Genomic DNA, 20,085 nt, shown 5'->3' with positions numbered 1-20,085 from the left:
GACGGCCTGTTCTTATGGCGGCCGGGTGTTGTGTTATGTGGTGCATGCGTTATAATCCTTCACAGGCAACGCGCCTGCTTTTAGACCCCCTTATACCTGTGTCTTCCGCCAAGATGATGACAGTTATCGGGGGGTTTGTGCATTCAGGCTCCGGGAAATCCCGTTACCTGCTCCTGAACGTTTTAAAGGACACGTCCTGTCCCTGTTTGTTTCCGGAAGTCCGCATTTCTTCCGTAAAACCATCTTCTGCCACCCAACTGCCTCACCACAAAGCAGTCAAACCGTCAGTTTGAATTAGGTCACAAAAGTAATCTGAATCAACAATCTGTCCCACCACAAGATGATTGCTGATGTTCTAAATACTACCTTCTCGTAAGTGAATTTTCCAGATGTTAGGCCAGATTACCCTCCATCGGCGCGAGCTGATTGTCCCTAAGATATTTTTAACCGACAGAGACCGCTGAAATGTCAGGGCATTATGTGTAATCTGGGAAACCAGCAGAGAGAAGAGAAATCTGCATGCAGGACATTTAACTCAAGTCGTTATACTGCGAAGCTTTCGGCTCATATCTGCAGTGAGAAAATTGTGTATAGCATTTGCTTTACACAGTTCCTGTGTTATGCTTGTAAAGCAATTGCTATACAAGGGGTGCAATAATGAAATCAGATGTCCAGCTCAATCTCAGAGCCAAAGAATCTCAAAGAGCACTCATCGATGCTGCTGCAGAGATCCTTCATAAATCACGTACGGACTTCATTCTGGAAATGGCATGCCAGGCTGCGGAGAATGTGATCCTCGATCGGCGTGTATTTAATTTTAACGATGAGCAGTATGCAGAGTTTATCGATATGCTCGATGCGCCAGTTGCGAATGACGCTGCCATCAAGAAACTCCTGGCAAGGAAACCTCAGTGGGACGTGTAGTAGCACCGGAACCTTTATCCAGCTCACATCAACTGGCTGAGTTCGTGAGCGGGGAAGCCGTTCTCGATGACTGGCTTAAACAGCGAGGGTTAAAAAATCAGGCTCTAGGTGCTGCCAGAACGTTCGTTGTATGTAAAACAGGCACCAAACAGGTTGCCGGTTTTTACTCCCTGGCCACCGGCAGCGTTAACCATGTAGAAGCGACGGGAAGTCTCAGGCGCAATATGCCAGATCCAATCCCGGTAATCATACTTGCTCGCCTGGCTGTCGATGTCTCATTTCGTGGACAAGGGCTGGGTGCTGATTTACTGCACGATGCAGTATTGCGCTGTTATCGGGTGGCTGAAAATATAGGCGTTCGTGCAATTATGGTTCATGCGCTGACAGAAGAAGCCAAAGGGTTTTATCTTCATCATGGTTTTAAACCATCGCAAACCCAGGAACGGACTCTGTTTCTTAAGTTGCCGCAATAGATTCATTGGCAAGAAAGGGATATGCACTATCAGTAAAATATTGATATTAAATGAAATTAATTTAATACTTAACATAATCTTTGTTATGCGCACTGATATTGTAACAGCAAAGTTGTAATGTCCGTTCTGAGCTAAGTTAAGATCTCCGTCACGTAGATTCACCATCAAGGGATTCTGATGACGGCTCATGCAGCGGAGTTTTTCACTTTGGATGAAGTTAACCGACTCAAAATCATTCAGGATGTTGTCGACCGACGTCTGACCACTCAGATGGCCGCGTTGCGCCTGGGAATATCTTACCGCCAGTGCCGACGCCTTCTGTTGCGTTACCGTGAATCTGGCCCGCTTGGTTTAACCTTGGCTGTCAGTCAAGCCATCGTTAACATGAATCCGATCGAAAATTCCTTATCGCATTTTTACAAATACGCAGTGGCAAGAAAGATAGATTCTGGCTCATGACAAGTAGAGTTGTTCATTTGTATAAAGAGACTTCGCCTTCAGGACGCGTTTTGAACCTGCGATGCATCCACAGGTATTGCTCAGGAGCACGGAGAATTTCACGCTCGATGATCTTGTTCATATAAGCCGCTGCGGCGACCTTGTCTTCCCCTGGATAGCCTGACAACGGATTGCTGATATACATGTGATAACCTTTTTTATCGCTACGTCGAATCATGCTAAGTGTGATCAAGTGTGCACCAGCTAGTTTTGACAGAGCATACGTTCCGTTCGTCGTGGCTGCTTTTTTTACCGAGAAAAAAGGTGCAAAAACGCTTCCTTTAGACCCATAATCCTGGTCTGGTGCAAACCAAACGGCTTCACCTGCTTTTAGCGCATGAACAAAACCTGATAAATTACGTCTATTAATCATAGCCTTGTTTGAACGCATACGCCCTTTTGTCTGTACCCATTCCATTAATGGATCATTGTGTGGGCGATACGTTGCCATCATAGGATGGCATAACCCCATTACTCTTCCACACAACTCAAGGGACATAAAATGAATCCCGACAACCATTACACCTCTTGTCGCACCGGTCAGGTTTTCAAGCCCTTCGACATCAAACCATTTTTTGACTCTCGCATCGCTCCAGAACCAGGCCATTCCTGTTTCCATCAGTCCCAGCCCGAGAGAAACAAAGTTTTTATTGACCATCTGGCTCCGGGCAAACGGTGTCATCTCGGGAAAGCACAGTTCGATATTTCTAATCGCAATCCCTTCCCGGCGTTTCAGAAAGGGTCTGGATATTTTTCCAAGGCCAGAGCCCAGAATATGTAAAACCGGGTAAGGAAGTTGAACGAGAAGCCACAGCAGACCCAAACCAGACCAGGTAAGCCAGTGGCGAGGATGAAGTAAATTATGAGTAAAAGTCTGTGCCATAAATTTCCTTAATGCTAATGAAGGTTATAACGCAAAAGGAAATCAATGAGGCAATTCGTCTTTAGCGATACATTTTGTTTTAGACAATTTAAACCCATCTAAATCCAGAAAAATAATTTTGCAATGCCTGGTAAAGGATTTAAAGAGTCAGGAATTAATTGTAAGCCAGCAAATTTATTCTGTTATAAATCCATGGTTTTATCATTGATACTCAAGGAATTGTCTTCTTGATTCATCATCATCAAGGTACTCAAAAGAAAGAAGCCGAATTTTGGTAAGTTTATAAAACCACTCACAATCGTTTCGTTGAATAATTTCGCCTGGTTTGAAACATATCCCGGATGCCACCCGAATAATCGCATATTTACCATTACTAAACCTGACCCGGTGAATACAGAAAGGTTGGCCAGCCTGTCCGTGACAGCTGTTCGACATGATATGTCCTTCAATAAAAACAGATTTTTTAGATTTCATTATCATACCCTCGACAACAGCAGTACAGGAGGAACGTTGTCATTTTCCGACATCACTGACGTTAAGTGGCAGAGGCTGATCAGCCGCCGATACACCAGCATTCTGAAGGTCTGAACAACAGTCCGCAGGCAGGGCACTCAAGAACCGCATCTTTTCTTAGTTTACCTGCTTTCTGATCGGCTCTGTGTGCACATACCGGGCAGGCAACATGAACCGGTCTTTCTTTAAAATACCTGAGCCCATTTGTATAAGACATAAATAATTCTCTGAGGAATACAGTAATTATTATACGCTTTAATATAAAAATAACTGGCATAAGTTATGTTAAGTTGTGTCTGGATCAGGATATCAGATATTTAAAATTGAACGTCTTATTTATGATACACTACCCTTCCGTGAGAAATTTAAGATGAAATCAGAAGACACCCTTGACTGGTATCCGGCACAACTACCGCCTGTGAAAATTATTCTTGGCGAAGCCGTGCTGGCTGTGGGTAAACAGGGCCGACCGATTAATACCCGCACCTTGCTGGAATACCTTCAGGTCATGCAGGACAAACAAAAAAGGCGGGATGACAAAATCGCCATGCAGACTGCGATTGATGTTCTCAGGGATAATCAGCGCATTAACGGCAGACGTTAATGCACCTCCGGGATCAGTGTCAGTTCTGAATGATCTCAACCGTATGGTTTTGTCCATCATCCTTCAGCGGTATTCTGTCATCAGGGAGGAAAACACCATCCAGCGTCACGCAATATTCTGCATCGCCGCGTGAAACACTAATCTGATAATGGCTTTCACCATATTGATATGCCATAGAAAAAGACGACCACTCATCCGGTAACCTGGCATGAACACTAAAGTCAGTGCCGGAACGTTTTATCCCCAGTAATTCCTCGGTAAGTAAACGCCAGGCCCAACCTGCGGAACCGGTATACCAGCTCCACCCTGCACGTCCGGTATGGGGAGCGACGCTGTAGACATCAGCACTCATGACATAAGGCTCAGCTTTATAAATCCCGACAGAGTCCGCATTCAGGGTATGATTTATAGGGCTGAGCATTGACCAGAGTTGCCAGGCTCGTTCGGCATTCCCCATTCGGGCAAAGGCCATCACTGCCCAGATGGCGCCATGCGTATACTGCCCTCCGTTTTCCCGCACACCGGGCAGGTACCCCTGTATGTAGCCCGGATTTGGACCGTGTCCGTCGAAAGGAGGCGTTAACAGTTTGATCAGCCCTCCTTCGTTATCCACAAGGTGCTTATCCAGCGCTTGCATGGCCTTTGCGCACCGTCCCGGGCTCGCGGCGCCGGACAATACAGACCAGCTCTGCGCAATCGCATCAATCCGGCAGTCCTGTGAGGTTTTCGATCCCAGGGGAGTACCATCGTCAAAATACCCGCGCCGGTACCATTCCCCATCCCAGGCGTGGGCTTCGAGATTACTTTGCAGGCGCAGAGCCTGTGAACGGCACATCGCGGCGACGCTTTCATCCAGCCTGCGCTCTGCCAGCGCTGCAAACCGCTGCAAAATGTCGTACAGGAAGAAGCCCAGCCAGACGCTTTCACCTTTGCCTTCGATACCCACCCGGTTCATCCCGTCATTCCAGTCACCAGCCCCCATCAGCGGCAGGCCATGCTCCCCGAAGCGAAGTCCATAGTGAATAGCTTTGACGCAGTGTAACCAGAGTGTCTCTTCGGTGCCGCTGATGACCGGCGTGTCATAGACAGACTCTTCACCAGGCTGAAGCGAGCGTCCCTCCAGATAAGGAATGCGTATTTCCAGTGCATCCATATCCCCCGTTGTTTCAACATAGTGGCAAACAGCAAGCGGCAGCCAAAGATAGTCATCGGAACAGCGGGTACGCACACCGTTGCCGTGTGGCGGGTGCCACCAGTGTTGCACATCCCCCTCGATAAACTGCCGTGATGCACAGAGTATTATCTGTTCACGCATCCGGTCCGGAGCAGCGTGGCTCAGAGCCAGCGTATCCTGCAGCTGATCGCGAAAACCAAATGCACCGCCAGACTGATAGTAGCCACTCCGGGCCATAAGACGGCAGGCGACCGTCTGATACAACAGCCAGCCATTAACCAGTAAATTTACGGACGTGTCGGGGGTGTTAACTACGATTTTATCGAGAACATTGTGCCAGTGATTATGAATCCGGTTCAGCTCCTGGCGGACCGTATCCTCGTTCATGTAGCGGGCCAGCGTCTCCTGAGCACAAACATCATTCTCCTCTGCGCCGAGGATAAAAATAAACGTCCTCTGGTCCCCGTCAATTAATGTAACCGCCGATTGCACCGCTCCGCAGGGATCCAGACCGGCCCCCGTCTTACCAGAAAGCTTTTGCAGTTTCATAGCCGAAGGGGCGTGAAGGGAACCATTACGGCCAATAAACTCCCGGCGGTCCCCTGTCAGAGAACAGTCATTACCGCTGACGGCAAAAAATGCAGTTCGGCCGCCACCATTATCACCATAAAAGTTATTCGCAAGTATCCCGCAGCCGCCGGGCGTTCTGGCCACATGTGTCACAATGTGAGGGGCTGAGCGCGTTCGTGTTTCTCCGAGCGTCCACTCTACATAGCCTGTGACGGAAAGTTGACGTGTCCGTCCCGAAGAGTTACTGAGCGTCAGGAGCACCAGTTTAACCGGATCTTCTTCAGCAACCAGGACCGTCAACTCGCTGTCTATACCACTCTCACGATGGGCAAAAACGCTGTAGCCAAAACCATGGCGGGTCAGGTAATCACCGTGTCCGCGAACAGGTAAAGCCGTCGGCGACCAGCACTCCCCGCTCTCTTCATCGCGCAGGTAAAATGCCTCGCCGCTGCGATCGCTCACCGGATCGTTCTCCCACGGCGTCAACCGGTATTCATGGGCATTCTTATACCAGGTATAGGCCTGCCCTGCCTCTGAGATCACACTGCCAAAACGAGAATTTGCCAGTATGTTCGACCAGGGAGCCGGTGTAAGCGCATTTTCCCGAAGGACGATCTGATACTCCCGCCCATCCTGAGAAAATCCACCGTACCCATTGAAATGGCATAACTGACTGGTATCAGGGCTCCAGTCCGTATGTTGATTACGCTCGCGCACAGCACGCGGAATGAATGCCCTTGCCGGCGATTTCAGGGTATGAATACGCTGGTTAAGCTGCTCATTAATCCCCCCTGCGCGGTCATCAAGATAAAGACAGGCCACGCTCATCAAAAGCAACTTATCCTCAGCGGAGAGATGCTCACCGTTGCGGACAAAAAGCCCGCCTTTTTTATCCAGCAGACTGGCTTCAGACCCGGCATAAATTAACTCCATAATCTGATTTTGTAATCCCTGCTGGTAGCCGCCGGGGCTGTTATTCAGGATAACTAAATCAACATCCAGCCCTTTCTGTCTCCAGTAACGGTGTGCCTGAATCAGTGTGGTCACTGAGGTGATACTTTCCTCGCTGGTTATACTCAGCAGCACTATCGGCAGATCCCCTGAAATTGCCCAGCCCCACAGTCCGGACTGGCCACGCCGATTGCGGCCGATCGCCTGGCCTTCGGCGCGCAGCTCCTGGACAGGGTAAAGCACAGCGCTGGCGAGACTATTGAACAACGTGGCATCATCTTCACTGGCGTTCATCTGGCGCAATACCACCAGACTGTGAGACCAGGCCAGTTCAAAGACGCGATCGGCGATAGGGTAATCGCGATATTTCTCCAGCAACGCCAGGCTCTGCTGACGGGTCTCACTGATGCCATAAATGATATCAATCGTAACCGGCTGCCCCGGCTGCAGAATAATGGCGTTGCGAATTGCCAGTATCGGATCCAGCACCGAGCCCGACGTGTTGCCTAGCATCCCTCCCGTCTCTATTGCCTGTGCATTCGCAGGGTTTCTGCCACGTCCAATAAACCTTGCCCTGTCCGTTTCAAACGACACGTTATGTCGGTTATCGCCGTGCACCACCATCATGTGAAACAGGCAAGGGCCCGGTTCATCCGGTGAGCGCGGGCGCCGGTGGCAAAGAATAGCGTCACGCTCAGGAGCCAGCTCAGTCTGAATAAACAAATTGCTGAATGCCGGGTGTGCCAGATCGCTGGCATCAGGTGCCAGTACCACTTCAGCATAGGTTGTCAGCTCCAGAGAGCGAGGCTTGCGACCACGATGAATCAGTGTGAGCCGTCGCAATTCAACATCATCCTCCGGAGAGATCACCACCTGAGTTTTGACGCTGAGTCCCCCTAAGCTGCGTCTGAATTCTGCCCCCGCATCGGTGAACAACACTTCCTCGTCTTGTCCGCTGGTGTAGCCTGTTGGTTGCCAGGTATTGCTCCACACATCTCCCGTCTGGGTATCGCGGATGTAGCAGAATGCTCCCCAGTTATCACGGGTGGTATCACTGCGCCAGCGCGTTAGTGCAATATCATTCCAGCGACTGTAACCGCCGCCGCCCGCGGTCAACATCAGATGATAATGGCCGTTGGACAGGAGTTGAATATCCGGGGCGGGGGTATCCATGCTATAGAAAATACGGGGTTCATAGCGAACGGGTTTGACCATGCCCTCATGAGATTCAAAATGACGGCGCGGACTGTACAGATCGACCGCATCCGGCACGCGCTCCTGTAACAGCAGACTCGCTGACCGGAATACCGTACTGGACATAAAGCGTTCAGTCATGGGGGCATCAAGCAGCACATGAGCCAGCGCCTGAAATGCCATACCCTGATGATGCGCCATCCAGGACTGTACCACCGCATAGAGCTGACCGGTTGCAAGACGTGAGGGGGTATAGTCCAGCGCTTCATAAAAACCGTATTCTCCGCATGCACCATTTTTTTGCAGCCTGAACAGGTTCTCACAAGCTTTCTGCGGGGAAACCATCAGCGCCAGCAGCGTGGCGTAAGGAGCGACAACCATGTCATCGGCAAGTCCCCTGCGTAGACCGAGCCCCGGTACGCCAAATGCCTGATACTGATAATTATGCTGAACATCAAAAGCATGATAGCCAGACTCTGAAACACCCCATGGTACCCCGCGTTCTTTCCCCCAGTGAATCTGGCGCATAACCGCCGACTGACTCATTTCATCGAGCAGGCTGCCGGGCCAGGTGGGCATCACCAGATTCGGCATCAGATATTCAAACATGGATCCGCTCCATGACATCAGGGCAGTTTCATTATCAATCGTGGTAAACAATCGACCCAGCGCGTACCAGCTTTTAAGAGGCAGCTGATTAGTCGCAATGGCAAGAAAACTGGTCAGGCGGATTTCAGACGGCAGGAGATCGTAGTGGCTCTTGTCAGGCATATTGGTGTCACAGTTATAACCGACGCTGAGCAGACTGGTTGCTTCACTGTACAGAAAGGCGAAATCCATCCGGGCATGCTCATCCAGCCGCTGTTCCAGCTCGGTGATAATATTGAGTCGCATTCGGGCCTGCTCCGCCACTGACGCCGGAGGCGTTCCTGTACCGGTTAATGTCGGACGGGCAAGCTCGCTCAGCGTCGGCAGCGTCTGTTCATTCCAGGATGCAGGCAACCAGCCAAGCAACAGAGACCACTCATGGCAAAGCTGAACCAGTTGATGCTCCAGATGTCCAGCCCAGCGCATCTGAAGAGGAGATCCCTGATGACATGCGCTGGTCAGATGGTTGCACTGGGTGCGCATGCTTTTCAGTTCGCTGAAAAGCGCCTGCGGAGAGAGCGACACCGCGTTCAGGCAATGCTTGCGCAGCAGTCTCAGGCTGTCAGGTGGGTTCTTACCCCACTGTTTTTCCAGAATATCCAGCGTATCGTTCAGTCCTGCCAGTATCTGTTGGTTGCTTAAAACAGGCTGATGACGCATGGCGGACAGGCCTGCACGCAGGGTCAATAAATGCCCGGCCATATTGCCGCTGTCGACGCTGGAGATATAGCGTGGACTGAGGGGGACCAGCGTACGGGTGTCATACCAGTTGTAGAGATGGCCCCGGTAGTGCTCCATTTTATCCATCGTGTCGAGCGTGAGCGACACGCGCCGGAGCACCTCTCCGCCAGGCAGGTAGCCAAAGTCCCATGCCGTCAGGTTAGCCATAAGTGAAAGACCAATATTGGTAGGAGAAGTTCGGTGTGCCACCGTCGGTTGTGGTATTTCCTGATAATTATCAGGCGGAAGCCAGTTCTCTTTTGCTGTGGCAAATGTTTCAAAAAAAGCCCAGATTTCACGGCTTGTCTGGCGTAACAGCTGTTTTTGTTCCTGATTAGGCGAAAAAACCTTTCGCACGGGCTGGCGACTCAGCCAGCTCATCAGCAGCGGTGCCACACACCATACCAAACCGATCGGTAACGCAATCCCCAGCAGCTGTGGGGCAAATTGTCCGGTCAGTATTGTCAGCGCCACGCCACCGGCAGCGTTCAGCCACATCGCCTGATAAAAACGTGCAACAGTGGGTCTGGCCTGACTGCTGTCCTGGCTGTGGCTGACCCACTGGCTGAGGTGACGCCTGCTTATCCCCAGTCGCCATAGCGTCACGGCGATCGCTTTCAGCGAATATCCGGCTTCGTGCGGCAGTATCGCAAAATTAAGGCTGATACCTGACAGACGCTTTAGCGCGCCCGCCCCCACCAGTAACAGATGCGACTTCACGCGGCGACGCAGAGGTTTATGCAGAAGGTCGTGGCTAATGCAGAGGATGGCTGGCAACAACCATATCAGCAACAGTATGCCCAGCCAGTAAACCGGATTGGGTACCCAAAGCAGAGTGAAGAACAGCAATATCAGTAAGGAGGGGGCGACCAGACTGCGACGTAGATTATCGAGTAATTTCCAGTAAGAAAGCGCGGTCAGCGGATTCCTGACCCGGGTTCCATCGGCTTTTCTGACGCGTGGTTTTAGCCAGTTAAGCAGTTGCCAGTCACCCCGGATCCAGCGTGAACGTCGTGCAACATCCGACAGATAATTATTAGGGTACTGTTCGTACAGTAACACCTCGCTCAGCAGACCCGAACGTGCATAGCATCCTTCAAGCAGATCGTGGCTGAGTACCAGATTTTCCGGGCAGATGTTCGTAGTGGCCTGCATAAAAATATCAACATCGTAAATCCCTTTGCCCACAAACGAGCCTTCCCCAAAGAGATCCTGATAAATATCCGAAGACATCATCGAATAAGGGTTATTGCCCGGTACGCTGCTGCGCAGGGCTGCGTAACGCCCCTGACCGTTGCGTGGTATCTCCTCCGCAAGACCGGGCTGTAAAATACCGAATCCTTTGACAACCCTCTGGCGTACCGGATCATACTCAGGCGTATTCAGCGGATGCGCCATCGTCGCGACGAGTTTGTGTGCCGTATCGCGCGGGAGCACCGTATCGCTGTCCAGGGTAATGACGTATTTTATGTGACCCGGTAAAAGGTGGGCAGGCATCTCTGCAACGCTGACGAATTGCGTTCCGGGATGGCGCAACCAGCTGTTCAGTAACGCCAGTTTTCCCCGCTTGCGTTCATAGCCCATCCACGCGCCTTCCGAGGGGTTCCATTCAGGCTGGCGATGTAACAGATAAAAACGTGGTCTGCCGGAGGGGTAGCGGCGATTAAGCGCCTGCGTATCGGCGATAGCCTGTCTGAGCAGTGCGTGACTTTCCGGCGAGGGTTCATTTTCAGAATCAGCAAAATCAGTGAGCAGCGCGAATCTGAGATTTTCGTTTTCATTCCCCAACCAGCAGACTTCAAGACTGGTGAGGAGCTGGCTGAAACTTTCGTGGCTGGTCAACATGCAGGGAATAACTAACATGGTGGCACTGTCAGCGGGAATACCGGCTGAAAAATCCATCCCCGGCAAGGGTCGAGGAACGCGAAAACGGGTGGTTGCATCACTGAGTAAATCGCTCATTAACTGAGTTAATGCGATAATCAGAGGTAATATCACCGCGATCAATAGCCAGTCTGCGCCCTGCATGGCGGTTTCGTGCAATATTGCTGCGGTCGCTGCGGTTGTCAGCAACGCCAGGCTTCCAAGCCATGACAGCAGGGTTATTCTGTTGAAACTGTGCCGCAAGCGTATGAGCCTTGAGGCGTCTGCCAGGAGATGAATATCCAGCGCCTGTCGACCTTCGCCCGCAAGATAATAACCAACATGATGTTCCGGTGTATCGGGCGCTTTTTCCTCTGAAAGCGCCAGCACCTTCTCAGCAACCTCAGGCTCGCTGAGACCGCTGTCCCTGGCCAGAACCTCAACTATGTGCCGGTAATGATCCCGGGTATTGAAGTGCATCCGGGGATAGATGCCGGCAGGATCATTGCGTAATGCCTGTTCGACAACGCTTATCGTTTCGGCGAAATCAGCCCAGTCCGTTTCACTCAATAAACGCAGGCCCGCGATGCTGTTACTGACGGACAGCTGGCTGGCGGCAAGCTGCTGATTGAAACTATGTATGAGAACGTCAGTGGTGATCCCCTGTTCCCGAAGGCACTGATCAACCCAGGTCAGAGGTAACGACAGCGCGTTGCCATGCCCCTGCAGGCGCCGTACCAGCTCTGCGACAAACGCACTGGTTAACGGAGGTCGGGAGCGCGCCATATCGGCAACCACCATGATTAAATCACCAGGCGCACTCTCTGCGCATTCGACAATCCTTGTTATCCACGTATCAGCAATGTTTCTGTCCTGCTGCGCTTTTATCACTTCCATACTGATACGACGAAGATTTTCAATCAGCGCAAGGCGCAGCATTCCCGGTAACGCCCAGACTTCACCCAGCGTCAGCGGCGTCACCTGTTGATAGGCAGTGAGATAGCTGGTCAGGCTTGCGGCATCCCAGCGGCCATCGCCGTGAGCAATGGCCTCTGATGCAATATGATAAATTCGTGGGCAATTCAACGGCGATACCAGCGACGGAAGACCTTTGCCAAAGCTTTTCGGCAGATGCTGGCGGACAGTGCGGATTTGTTCCTCAATCAGATAATAATTGTCCAGCAGCCATTCAGCGGCAGGCATGATACTGGTCTTTTTACCCGCGTTAAGCTCATAGCAGTTTTGGGTAATGACGGCTTCATTGTCGCCAAGCCGTTTCAGAAGATAATAAGGATGCCTATCCGGTGATACTTTATGAGTCCGCGCCAGCTTCTGGCCGTAGCGTTCCATCTGGACGGTCGAAAAGAGTTCTGACCGCGGCGAGCTTTCACCGGCAGGATCGTTCGCCGAAAATGTTATGTTTTCGGCAGCATTCATCAGAATACGGGAGCGGTTAAACCACGCTCTTGGGTTCATTTTCATAGCATTGCTCTGATGCGACGTTAGCGCGCAGGAGCAGTTGCGAAATCAGTTCAGAAACGTTCTCTCAGGATGGGCGTCAGGCATCAGGGATTTAACAGCTGCCGGAATCTAACATAAGTATAGGACATGAGCTCTGTTTTACGGTTTTGGTCGAGCTAGCGTCGGAAGATAAACAGAGCCTGACATCCGGGGCAAAGCATGGTCTGGTTGAGCCGGATTTTTGACAACGGTTGTACTGATTTTAAGCCACAAACAGGACAGGCAGCAGTGGCAGTAGACGCACTGCTGAAGAATTTCATTGCGTAATTGATAACAGACATAACCATTAACCTTTCAATGAATGAGCTTCACTGTACCACATGTGGTTAAGTTTTAACCTATCTATTTTGACACACTGAAAATCAGGAAAGATAAATGTTCGCAGCCACAGGCCCCCTGAGACCGTTTATCCGGCAAAACTCTATGCGGCTTCCAGGGATGAGTAATTCTGATTCGCGGGAGTTAACGGCTGAAATGTGAAGCAGAACGTCTTTTCGTCCATCAGATGGGATGATGAGGCCTTTACCACTAAGAATATCAAAGCTTTTGACAATTCCTGTCATTTTATGGGACAAGTCAATTCCTTATTGAAAACAAGTAAAGACTATACATTGGAAATGGCATTCAGCCACTTTTATTTTCCCTACAGGACCTCTGGACGGCTAAAAGATAATTTGCTTATATCGATTCCCTGTGCCTTAATGAATCCCATCAGTTCGATGTACTAATGAAAGTTAGAAATTTTCCGGGCAGTTCTCATTACCAGGCGCTATCGTTGATATCCCCTCTTTTTGAGTCCATACGTTTACTATCAATACAATGATGTATAACAGGAGTCAGTATGACCACTAGAATTACAGGCCTGGTAAAATGGTTTAACGAAGACAAAGGTTTTGGCTTTATCTCTCCTCTTGATGGCAGCAAAGATATCGTTGTCCATTTTTCTGCGCTTAATGGCGACAACTTTAAAACTTTATTTGAAGGACAGAAAGTTGAATTCGCCATTCAGATCGGAGACAAAGGTCCTGCTGCTGCAAACGTAATACTTTGCGATAAATAAATCAATATGGATCTGCGATAACGATTAAGGATTATCCCTGAGTAGACAGATTCATAACTTAAATCAGTGAAAAGTCGTTTATTCTTAATATCTGATCAGAATATTTTTCACAATTATGAGTGCGCTGACCGATGTAATGGAGTGCAGGACTACTGCATAAAAATTTTAAAAGCACAAACTAACTGCTTGTTAAATAAGAAGTGCGTAATGAGCGAGGCTATCTCCGAAAGCACCACGTAATGGCTTTAGCCTTAATGGCATCTGCCAGTTAACACCCACGAGAGAACAGGGTGATAGAATATGATTAAAGTCCTTGTTTTCTTTAATGCTGAATCCTGTAAAGTCATGACCGTTCTGGAAGGTATATCTTCTATCAGGCAGGAATATCCAAACGGTGAAGAAACACATCTTCGGATTATGTCTGCAGGTTTTCCTTCCTTAACTGGCGATCATGATATTGTTTACGTGGCTACTGACAGGGAGTTAACGTCACAGGAGATACTTGATGCGGCCAGGAAATATTTATAGCATTTTTGTCATGCTCTCTGCTCCACGTTTAATTGCATGCTTACCCTATTTATCAGAATCGAACAAAAAATGAGTTAAAAACATTTATGGCCTGCTAACAGCAGGCTTTTTTTACATTACACTTTTTAGAAACACCTCTATAAAGAGAGAGTAATTCGCTACCCTCTGACAAAATGCAGGTGTCTCTCCCCTGCGTGCCATCTTGCCATTTGTGAAAAACCTTGCTAAGTGGCGGCGCTGTCTCTCTTCATTTTAAATCTCATCAGGTGTAACTGAAGCAATAAGTTATGAGGGTATAAAAAGGCTCTCGGGATGACTCCTGGCATCATAGTTTTAAGTACCTTCAAAAATGCATGGACATTTCGTAGGAGTTGGAATTTAGTTCTTGCACATTCTTCTTAATTTTGTCTTGCGATAAGAAATTTATATAAGTAGTCTAAACATCGTTAATAACAATATGTACCAATCAGATTAAAATGCTCGGTGAGAAAAATCGGGTTGATGAGCAACCGTCGACATTGGTATTTTCTGAACAACGAAAAAACTTTAAAAGGTCTCTTTATGTCAGATGCTCTTACACAGTTAAACAATATCCGTACCTTACGTTCTCAGACTCGTGAAATGTCATTAGATGTACTGCAAGATGTTCTGGAAAAGTTTAAAATTATTCTTATAGAACGACGAGAAGAAGAGACATTACGTCTTGCAAATGAAAGTCAGCGCCGCGATAAACTGGCAACACTTCGTCAGATGATGCTTGATGAGGGTATCGACCCCTCCGAACTTTTAGCTGCTATTGGCTCTCCGGGTAAGGCTAAAAGGACGCGCTCCCCCCGCCCCGCGAAGTATCGATATACTGACGAAACTGGAGAGTCAAAAACATGGTCAGGTCAGGGGCGAATGCCGAAGCGGATCTCAAATCTTATTGCTGAAGGTGGGGAATTAAAAGATTTCGAAATCAGCTAAAAAGAGCCGGGCATAACCCGGCTCTTTTTTGTGTAGGCCTCAAGTTGCCTTAGAGAATAGTCGAAAAACATTTAGTTCTGTCGATGTAGCCGAGAAGCTGTTTAAAATCACAGTGCTGCTTAAGAGACAAACCGGTTATCTTGCAGATCGTTACAGCGAGCAAAAAGAGAGCCATCAGGAGCTTTCATCCCCATTCAATCAGGACAATATATAATGTATGTTCTTCGTGAATTGACCTGCTCCCCGTTGATTAGTACACCCCGATGTTAGTAATGTCTTCATAAGCCACATGAGGACATCCCCATGAAGAAGCGTTTTTCCGACGAACAGATCATCAGTATTCTCCGCGAAGCCGAAGCTGGGGTATCCGCCCGTGAACTCTGCCGCAAGTATGCCATTTCCGATGCCACGTTTTACACCTGGCGTAAGAAGTATGGCGGTATGGAGGTGCCTGAAGTTAAGCGCCTGAAGTCGCTTGAGGAAGAGAACGCCAGACTCAAGAAGCAACTTGCCGAAGCCATGCTGGATAAAGAGGCGCTTCAGGTGGCTCTTGGGCGAAAGTACTGACGACAGACCAGAAGCGGGAAGCCGTGATGTTGATGTGTGATGCGACCGGTCTGTCGCAACGTCGTGCCTACAGGCTCACAGATTTATCCCTGTCGACCTGCCGCTATGAGGCTCACCGTCCGGCTGCTGATGCGCATTTATCAGGGCGCATCACTGAGCTGGCACTGGAGCGCAGGCGTTTTGGCTACCGTCGTATTTGGCAGTTGCTGCGCCGTGAAGGGCTTCATGTTAATCATAAGCGCGTGTACCGGCTTATCACCTCAGTGGCCTGGGCGTAAAACGCAGAAGACGTCGTAAAGGGCTGGCAACAGAACGTCTGCCGCTGCTCCGTCCGGCGGCGCCCAATCTGACCTGGTCGATGGATTTCGTCATGGACGCACTGGCCACCGGTCGCAGGATCAAGTGCCTTACCTGCGTCGATGATTTCACAAAGGAATGCCTGACGGTCACTGTTGCCTTTGGGATTTCAGGTGTTCAGGTCACGCGTATTCTGGACAGCATTGCACTGTTTCGAGGCTATCCTGCGACGATAAGAACTGACCAGGGGCCGGAGTTCACTTGCCGTGCACTGGATCAATGGGCCTTTGAGCATGGTGTTGAGTTGTGCTTAATCCAGCCGGGCAAGCCAACGCAGAACGGATTTATTGAGAGCTTTAACGGACGATTTCGCGATGAATGTCTGAATGAGCACTGGTTCAGCGATATCGTTCATGCCAGGAAAATCATTAATGACTGGCGGCAGGATTATAACGAGTGCCGCCCGCACTCCACGCTGAATTATCAGACACCGTCTGACTTTGCGGCGGGCTGGAGAAAGGGTCATTCTGAGAATGAAGATTCCGACGTTACTAACTGAGTGTTGTATCTAATACTGGGTGTAGGTCATCCTGAGGAATGATAATAGGCATGAAAATTGAGATTATAAAAAAGATAAACAACAGAATCGCCAATGAGAAAACGGCCGCACAGCAGACCAGAGCGAACAGGCTTTTTATGCTCATCACCTCAAAGAAGACATCCAGCCTGTCAAGACGACTGAAATATCCCCAGAGCACAGTCAGCGCGATCCCTGATATGATGCCAGACGGAGTTAATACCGAAATTAACAGCGTCTTCCATTTCTGATTCATTGTTAACATTCCCTCTTTATTATGGTGGTTAAGCTAAATTAGCAGCGTTACAGCGTACAGGCACCTACCCGAATCTGACCGTCAACAGCTGTTCGAGCTGCAATGACCGAAGAATGGTTTCAGTTTTTTCTGCTTATTAAAATGTATATTTGAAAAAGTAGACTTTCTGCGGTACGCTCTGACGGTATCATTTCCCCCGATTTTTCACGCAGCGCGCCGGACGGTTTCCAGCCCGGACGGAGCCCCGGATGAGACAGATGCCTGATGATGATCCTGAGCTGTCCATGTCGCCGGCGGTCATTCCCCCTGATGGGGATTTCCTGCCGGCGCTGGCCGGTGGCGCAGGCCCGGTCAGCCCCGCCCGGGCCTATCTGCTTTCCCTCAATTCGCCCCGCAGCCGGCAGACCATGGCCTCGTTCCTTGGCATTGTCGCCGGCATGCTCGGCGCCACGTCCCTCGATGCCTGCAGCTGGGGCAGCCTGCGGCGCCATCACGTGATGGCCGTGACCGAGCTGCTGCGCGACACTGGCCGGGCCACCACCACCGTCAACACCTATCTTTCGGCGCTGAAAGGGGTAGCGAAGGAGGCCTGGATGCTGAAGCTGATGGATGTTGAAAGCTTCCAGCACATCCGGGCGGTGCGTAACCTGCGCGGCAGCCGTCTCCCGCGCGGCCGGGCTCTGCCGCCGGACGAAATCCGGGCGCTGTTTGATTCCTGCGTGGCGGATGATTCCAGTATCGGTGTGCGCGATGCGGCGATGCTGGCCGTCATTCTCGGCTGCGGCCTGCGCCGTTCGGAGGCCGTAGGGCTGGATTTGAGTGACGTTGTCACAGATGAGCGGGCGCTCAGGGTACTGGGTAAGGGGAACAAGGAAAGGCTGGCCTATATGCCGGCTGGCACCTGGCAGCGCCTCAGAATGTGGATCGATGACGTGCGCGGTGAAAAAGACGGACCGCTGTTCACCCGTATTCGCCGCTTTGATACCCTGACGAACGACCGCCTGACTGACCAGGCGGTGTACCATGTCCTGCAGGTGCGCCAGAGCCAGGCCGGGATAGGGAAATGTGCGCCGCACGACCTGCGTCGAACCTTTGCTACTGCCATGCTGGATAACGGCGAGGACTTAATCACGGTAAAGGATGCCATGGGGCATGCCAGCGTCACCACCACCCAGCAGTACGATCGCCGCGGCGAAGCGCGCCTGCGCACGGCTCGTGACCGTCTGGATCTGATATGAACTTAATAACATACCAAGATGATAAGTTAACAAGATAGTGTGCAAAGATGCTCGCAGGCTGCGCGATTTTCTCGAATGGTTCAACAGTGGAACTTCCGTTAAAGTAGGTCTGCCGGTTATCCTGCATCCCCTTCTGAGCCGGGGTGGTTTGGATATGCGGGATGGCCGGTCCTTTTCGTTCTTTCGCTGGGTACCATATGTGATTTTGAGGTTTATGAAGCGTGAAAATCTTCTGCAACTTCAGAAAAGTAGCTGAGTAACCGGGTATCTCTCGCTGGCATACGTTCATGAGCCGGTGTTATCAGCCCCATCAGCAGAAAGCGGCCGCTATCCCACATGTGTTCTGTGTAAATGAGATAATGATCTGAGGTACGGTTGTAATTCTCTTGTCTGGCACTCCAGGTGAGCTGGAAATGCAGATTAACGTGAATATGCTGGACGTTAGCATCGACAGCGAATGGCGGGAAATCAAAGGGGGCGTCCCTTCCAAGAAGATTCGACGGTGCGCCAGTTGATTTATACGTGATGAACTCTGCTTGTAACTGGCTCTCCAGCTCAGGGTAAACGGCAAACGTGGGCTGGAAAAACGAATCCCACGTGACATGACTGTACTCAGCCGTTAACGCCATTTGGCCGCAGCCCTGTCGCCTGAATCCAGCAGGTGATTCATGGCCGAGAGGTTGATTCCAGAGTCACGCACTTCTGTCGTTTGCGTGATTTGATCAATCAGACTAAGGTAGTTTTTGGTCGCAAGACTGACCATCTTAATGGCCTTAAAGAACGCAAACTCAACAGAATTCCTGTCATACGACTGAATGATGTTTTTTTCCGGCAACATCAGAACAAAGGACTCTGCGATACCTGCGACATGGATAGTATGATTTCTGATGTCGCTGGCGACTTTGATAGCGCCGGAGAAATCGCTGTCTGCATACCGGGCCAGCTCAATGCGACTTGAGCGTAATTCTTCAGCTACGTCATTGAGAGCAACAGTGAGCTCGCTGATATCGGTTTTGTTGACTCTGGAGCCCATTTCGTAAACCCGTTCAACAATCGTAGGCTGACACGCAACCGCTTTGGGTTGCGGCTGGAAACTGGCAAGAACCAGTGCCACTGCGGCCTGCAAGTGCTGGATTTTAAATTTCACGACGACGGACTCCATAATCATCATCTCTCGACGAGGCGCTGCATTTTACTACTGAACTTAACTATATGCTAAAAAAAGTTGGTTGCATATGTGGCTGGCACAGCAAACAGGAAATTGAAATCCTCTATCTGGCCGTGGCTTTCAGGATTGCTGCCTGGAGTCTTTCAGCGGTTACGGCTTCCGGGAAAACCGTGATGGTGTCAGGAGTCGCTCCGCTAACGGGCATGACGATGATCCCCGGCGTTCCGGTGAGTCCCAGCGCCTCAGCCAGGTTACTGTTTTTCTCAAGGGATGAGGTATGGTCGCCAGGAGCTGGGGTGGTCAGTCCCGCCTTTGACGCTGCTCCGTGAATATCCTCCGCCGTCAGTTTGCCTTCATTATGATCGGTGGCGTAGATGGCATTGTGATAGGTGACATAGGCCTGCGGCCCTTTCTTTTGCCAGACCGTCAGCCCCTGTTGAGCTGCCTGCAGTGAAGCTTCCCAGCGACCACCAAAAATTGGCCACTCCTTAAAGAGGTAGCGGACGTCCGGCTGCGCTTTCATGACCTTCTCCAGCTCCGGCGCGAAACGGCTGCAGAACACGCACTGGTAATCAAAGAATTCAATCACCGCGACCTTTGCATTATCAGGTCCGTAAGCCGGTGTGTCCGGATCATGCAGAAGGTTCGCCTGATTCTCCATCACGCTGAGTGCGAACATCTTCTGCTTGCGTGCCTCCTGCTGTTCCTGCAGCTTATGACTGACCGTCACCAGAATCTCCGGGTGGGACACCAGATAGTTGGCAGCGATTTCGCCGATACGCGCCTCCTGCTCCGGGCTGAATACTGGCTGAGGGGCCGAAGCGTGTGCCATTGAAATAAAGCCAATGTATGTTGTAACTATTAATGCAGCTAATTTGTTTGCTTTCATTGT

16 protein-coding genes and 4 pseudogenes are annotated in these 20,085 nt (G+C 50.3%); 10 read left to right on the top strand and 10 right to left on the bottom strand.

The genetic code is table 11. The annotated features are described in order from the left end of the window. Positions 1–657 precede the first annotated feature (657 nt). The 3 genes and pseudogenes from ACWHWP_RS24725 to ACWHWP_RS24715 all read left to right on the top strand — a co-directional run. A complete protein-coding gene (locus ACWHWP_RS24725; RefSeq protein WP_447724491.1) occupies positions 658–924 on the top strand; it encodes a type II toxin-antitoxin system TacA family antitoxin in 267 nt (88 codons plus the stop codon). Beyond that, positions 912–1,397: a GNAT family N-acetyltransferase gene (locus ACWHWP_RS24720; RefSeq protein ID WP_447724493.1), complete on the top strand. Its 486-nt coding sequence runs from the start codon at positions 912–914 to the stop codon at positions 1,395–1,397. The genes ACWHWP_RS24725 and ACWHWP_RS24720 overlap by 13 nt, the downstream gene beginning before the upstream one ends. Positions 1,398–1,574: 177 nt before the next feature. Further along, positions 1,575–1,751 (top strand): annotated as a pseudogene (locus ACWHWP_RS24715) (helix-turn-helix domain-containing protein); the annotation flags it as partial. Positions 1,752–1,869: 118 nt separating this feature from the next. Here the strand turns inward: ACWHWP_RS24715 and lpxP are convergent. From lpxP to ACWHWP_RS24700, 3 genes are all read right to left on the bottom strand, one after another. Continuing rightward, on the bottom strand, positions 1,870–2,778 hold the full coding sequence (gene lpxP / locus ACWHWP_RS24710) for a kdo(2)-lipid IV(A) palmitoleoyltransferase (RefSeq protein WP_047058003.1): 909 nt from the start codon (positions 2,776–2,778) through the stop codon (positions 1,870–1,872). A 201-nt stretch (positions 2,779–2,979) separates the two neighbouring features. Then, positions 2,980–3,252 carry a hypothetical protein gene (locus tag ACWHWP_RS24705; protein WP_170833537.1) on the bottom strand — a complete coding sequence of 91 codons (273 nt, stop codon included), beginning with the start codon at positions 3,250–3,252 and terminating at the stop codon, positions 2,980–2,982. Positions 3,253–3,331: 79 nt separating this feature from the next. Continuing rightward, entirely contained in the window at positions 3,332–3,508 is a 177-nt protein-coding gene (locus tag ACWHWP_RS24700) for a YnfU family zinc-binding protein (protein ID WP_213076229.1), read from the bottom strand. A gap of 153 nt (positions 3,509–3,661) precedes the next feature. Between ACWHWP_RS24700 and ACWHWP_RS24695 the strand changes: the two genes are divergently transcribed. Beyond that, complete coding sequence (locus ACWHWP_RS24695) at positions 3,662–3,895, top strand: hypothetical protein (RefSeq protein ID WP_004132711.1); 234 nt, start codon at positions 3,662–3,664, stop codon at positions 3,893–3,895. Positions 3,896–3,914: 19 nt separating this feature from the next. On the opposite strand, the gene ACWHWP_RS24690 is transcribed toward ACWHWP_RS24695, so the two are convergent. The 3 genes from ACWHWP_RS24690 to cspF all read right to left on the bottom strand — a co-directional run bounded on the left by ACWHWP_RS24690 (position 3,915) and on the right by cspF (position 13,111). Next, on the bottom strand, positions 3,915–12,497 hold the full coding sequence (locus ACWHWP_RS24690) for a GH36-type glycosyl hydrolase domain-containing protein (protein ID WP_447856786.1): 8,583 nt from the start codon (positions 12,495–12,497) through the stop codon (positions 3,915–3,917). Between the two features lie 155 nt (positions 12,498–12,652). After that, on the bottom strand, positions 12,653–12,817 hold the full coding sequence (locus ACWHWP_RS24685; RefSeq protein WP_278248747.1) for a YnfU family zinc-binding protein: 165 nt from the start codon (positions 12,815–12,817) through the stop codon (positions 12,653–12,655). An 81-nt stretch (positions 12,818–12,898) separates the two neighbouring features. Then, the gene (cspF, locus tag ACWHWP_RS24680) at positions 12,899–13,111 is read right to left on the bottom strand and encodes a cold shock-like protein CspF (RefSeq protein WP_001446195.1); all 213 of its coding nucleotides are present in this window, start codon (positions 13,109–13,111) and stop codon (positions 12,899–12,901) included. A 266-nt stretch (positions 13,112–13,377) separates the two neighbouring features. On the opposite strand from cspF, the gene ACWHWP_RS24675 reads away from it, so the two are divergent. The 5 genes and pseudogenes from ACWHWP_RS24675 to ACWHWP_RS24655 all read left to right on the top strand — a co-directional run bounded on the left by ACWHWP_RS24675 (position 13,378) and on the right by ACWHWP_RS24655 (position 16,513). Beyond that, positions 13,378–13,596, top strand: a complete 219-nt coding sequence (locus ACWHWP_RS24675) for a cold shock domain-containing protein (protein ID WP_086533270.1) — start codon at positions 13,378–13,380, stop codon at positions 13,594–13,596. Positions 13,597–13,896: 300 nt separating this feature from the next. Continuing rightward, entirely contained in the window at positions 13,897–14,124 is a 228-nt protein-coding gene (locus ACWHWP_RS24670; RefSeq protein ID WP_086533269.1) for a hypothetical protein, read from the top strand. A 561-nt stretch (positions 14,125–14,685) separates the two neighbouring features. Next, a complete protein-coding gene (locus ACWHWP_RS24665) occupies positions 14,686–15,090 on the top strand; it encodes an H-NS family histone-like protein (RefSeq protein ID WP_207622579.1) in 405 nt (134 codons plus the stop codon). 52 nt (positions 15,091–15,142) lie between these two features. Beyond that, positions 15,143–15,304 (top strand): annotated as a pseudogene (locus ACWHWP_RS24660) (arsenical resistance protein ArsH); the annotation flags it as partial. An 89-nt stretch (positions 15,305–15,393) separates the two neighbouring features. Next, positions 15,394–16,513, top strand: a pseudogene (locus tag ACWHWP_RS24655) (IS3 family transposase). A gap of 28 nt (positions 16,514–16,541) precedes the next feature. On the opposite strand, the pseudogene ACWHWP_RS24650 reads toward ACWHWP_RS24655, so the two are convergent. Next, positions 16,542–16,787: pseudogene (locus tag ACWHWP_RS24650) on the bottom strand (hypothetical protein); the annotation flags it as partial. A 248-nt stretch (positions 16,788–17,035) separates the two neighbouring features. Here ACWHWP_RS24650 and ACWHWP_RS24645 point away from each other — a divergent pair. Beyond that, positions 17,036–18,025, top strand: coding sequence for a tyrosine-type recombinase/integrase (locus ACWHWP_RS24645; protein ID WP_086533265.1), 990 nt, complete (start codon positions 17,036–17,038; stop codon positions 18,023–18,025). A gap of 212 nt (positions 18,026–18,237) precedes the next feature. Here the strand turns inward: ACWHWP_RS24645 and ACWHWP_RS24640 are convergent, their stop codons facing one another. The 3 genes from ACWHWP_RS24640 to ACWHWP_RS24630 form a co-directional block, all read right to left on the bottom strand. Then, positions 18,238–18,654 carry a type II toxin-antitoxin system YafO family toxin gene (locus ACWHWP_RS24640; RefSeq protein WP_023338064.1) on the bottom strand — a complete coding sequence of 139 codons (417 nt, stop codon included), beginning with the start codon at positions 18,652–18,654 and terminating at the stop codon, positions 18,238–18,240. Then, positions 18,645–19,172 (bottom strand): hypothetical protein, encoded by a 528-nt coding sequence (locus ACWHWP_RS24635; protein WP_242669359.1) that lies wholly within the window; start codon positions 19,170–19,172, stop codon positions 18,645–18,647. The genes ACWHWP_RS24640 and ACWHWP_RS24635 overlap by 10 nt, the downstream gene beginning before the upstream one ends. 124 nt (positions 19,173–19,296) lie before the next feature. Then, positions 19,297–20,082 (bottom strand): DsbA family protein, encoded by a 786-nt coding sequence (locus ACWHWP_RS24630; RefSeq protein WP_086533263.1) that lies wholly within the window; start codon positions 20,080–20,082, stop codon positions 19,297–19,299. Positions 20,083–20,085 lie beyond the last annotated feature (3 nt).

The sequence above is a fragment of the Enterobacter sp. WI-ESBL-E8 genome (genome assembly GCF_053364895.1).
The sequence above is the reverse complement of the archived record's forward strand: the minus strand, read 5'-3'. Positions and strand labels throughout refer to the sequence as shown.

Bases quoted from the DNA above. Each gene is read 5' to 3' on its own strand.
- ACWHWP_RS24705 (WP_170833537.1), bottom strand. From the start codon at position 3,252: ATGAAATCTAAAAAATCTGTTTTTATTGAAGGACATATCATGTCGAAC.
- ACWHWP_RS24665 (WP_207622579.1), top strand. From the start codon at position 14,686: ATGTCAGATGCTCTTACACAGTTAAACAATATCCGTACCTTACGTTCT.
- lpxP (WP_047058003.1), bottom strand. From the start codon at position 2,778: ATGGCACAGACTTTTACTCATAATTTACTTCATCCTCGCCACTGGCTT.
- ACWHWP_RS24700 (WP_213076229.1), bottom strand. From the start codon at position 3,508: ATGTCTTATACAAATGGGCTCAGGTATTTTAAAGAAAGACCGGTTCAT.
- ACWHWP_RS24640 (WP_023338064.1), bottom strand. From the start codon at position 18,654: ATGGCGTTAACGGCTGAGTACAGTCATGTCACGTGGGATTCGTTTTTC.
- ACWHWP_RS24675 (WP_086533270.1), top strand. From the start codon at position 13,378: ATGACCACTAGAATTACAGGCCTGGTAAAATGGTTTAACGAAGACAAA.
- ACWHWP_RS24725 (WP_447724491.1), top strand. From the start codon at position 658: ATGAAATCAGATGTCCAGCTCAATCTCAGAGCCAAAGAATCTCAAAGA.
- ACWHWP_RS24695 (WP_004132711.1), top strand. From the start codon at position 3,662: ATGAAATCAGAAGACACCCTTGACTGGTATCCGGCACAACTACCGCCT.
- ACWHWP_RS24630 (WP_086533263.1), bottom strand. From the start codon at position 20,082: ATGAAAGCAAACAAATTAGCTGCATTAATAGTTACAACATACATTGGC.
- ACWHWP_RS24685 (WP_278248747.1), bottom strand. From the start codon at position 12,817: ATGTCTGTTATCAATTACGCAATGAAATTCTTCAGCAGTGCGTCTACT.
- ACWHWP_RS24670 (WP_086533269.1), top strand. From the start codon at position 13,897: ATGATTAAAGTCCTTGTTTTCTTTAATGCTGAATCCTGTAAAGTCATG.
- ACWHWP_RS24645 (WP_086533265.1), top strand. From the start codon at position 17,036: ATGAGACAGATGCCTGATGATGATCCTGAGCTGTCCATGTCGCCGGCG.
- ACWHWP_RS24690 (WP_447856786.1), bottom strand. From the start codon at position 12,497: ATGAAAATGAACCCAAGAGCGTGGTTTAACCGCTCCCGTATTCTGATG.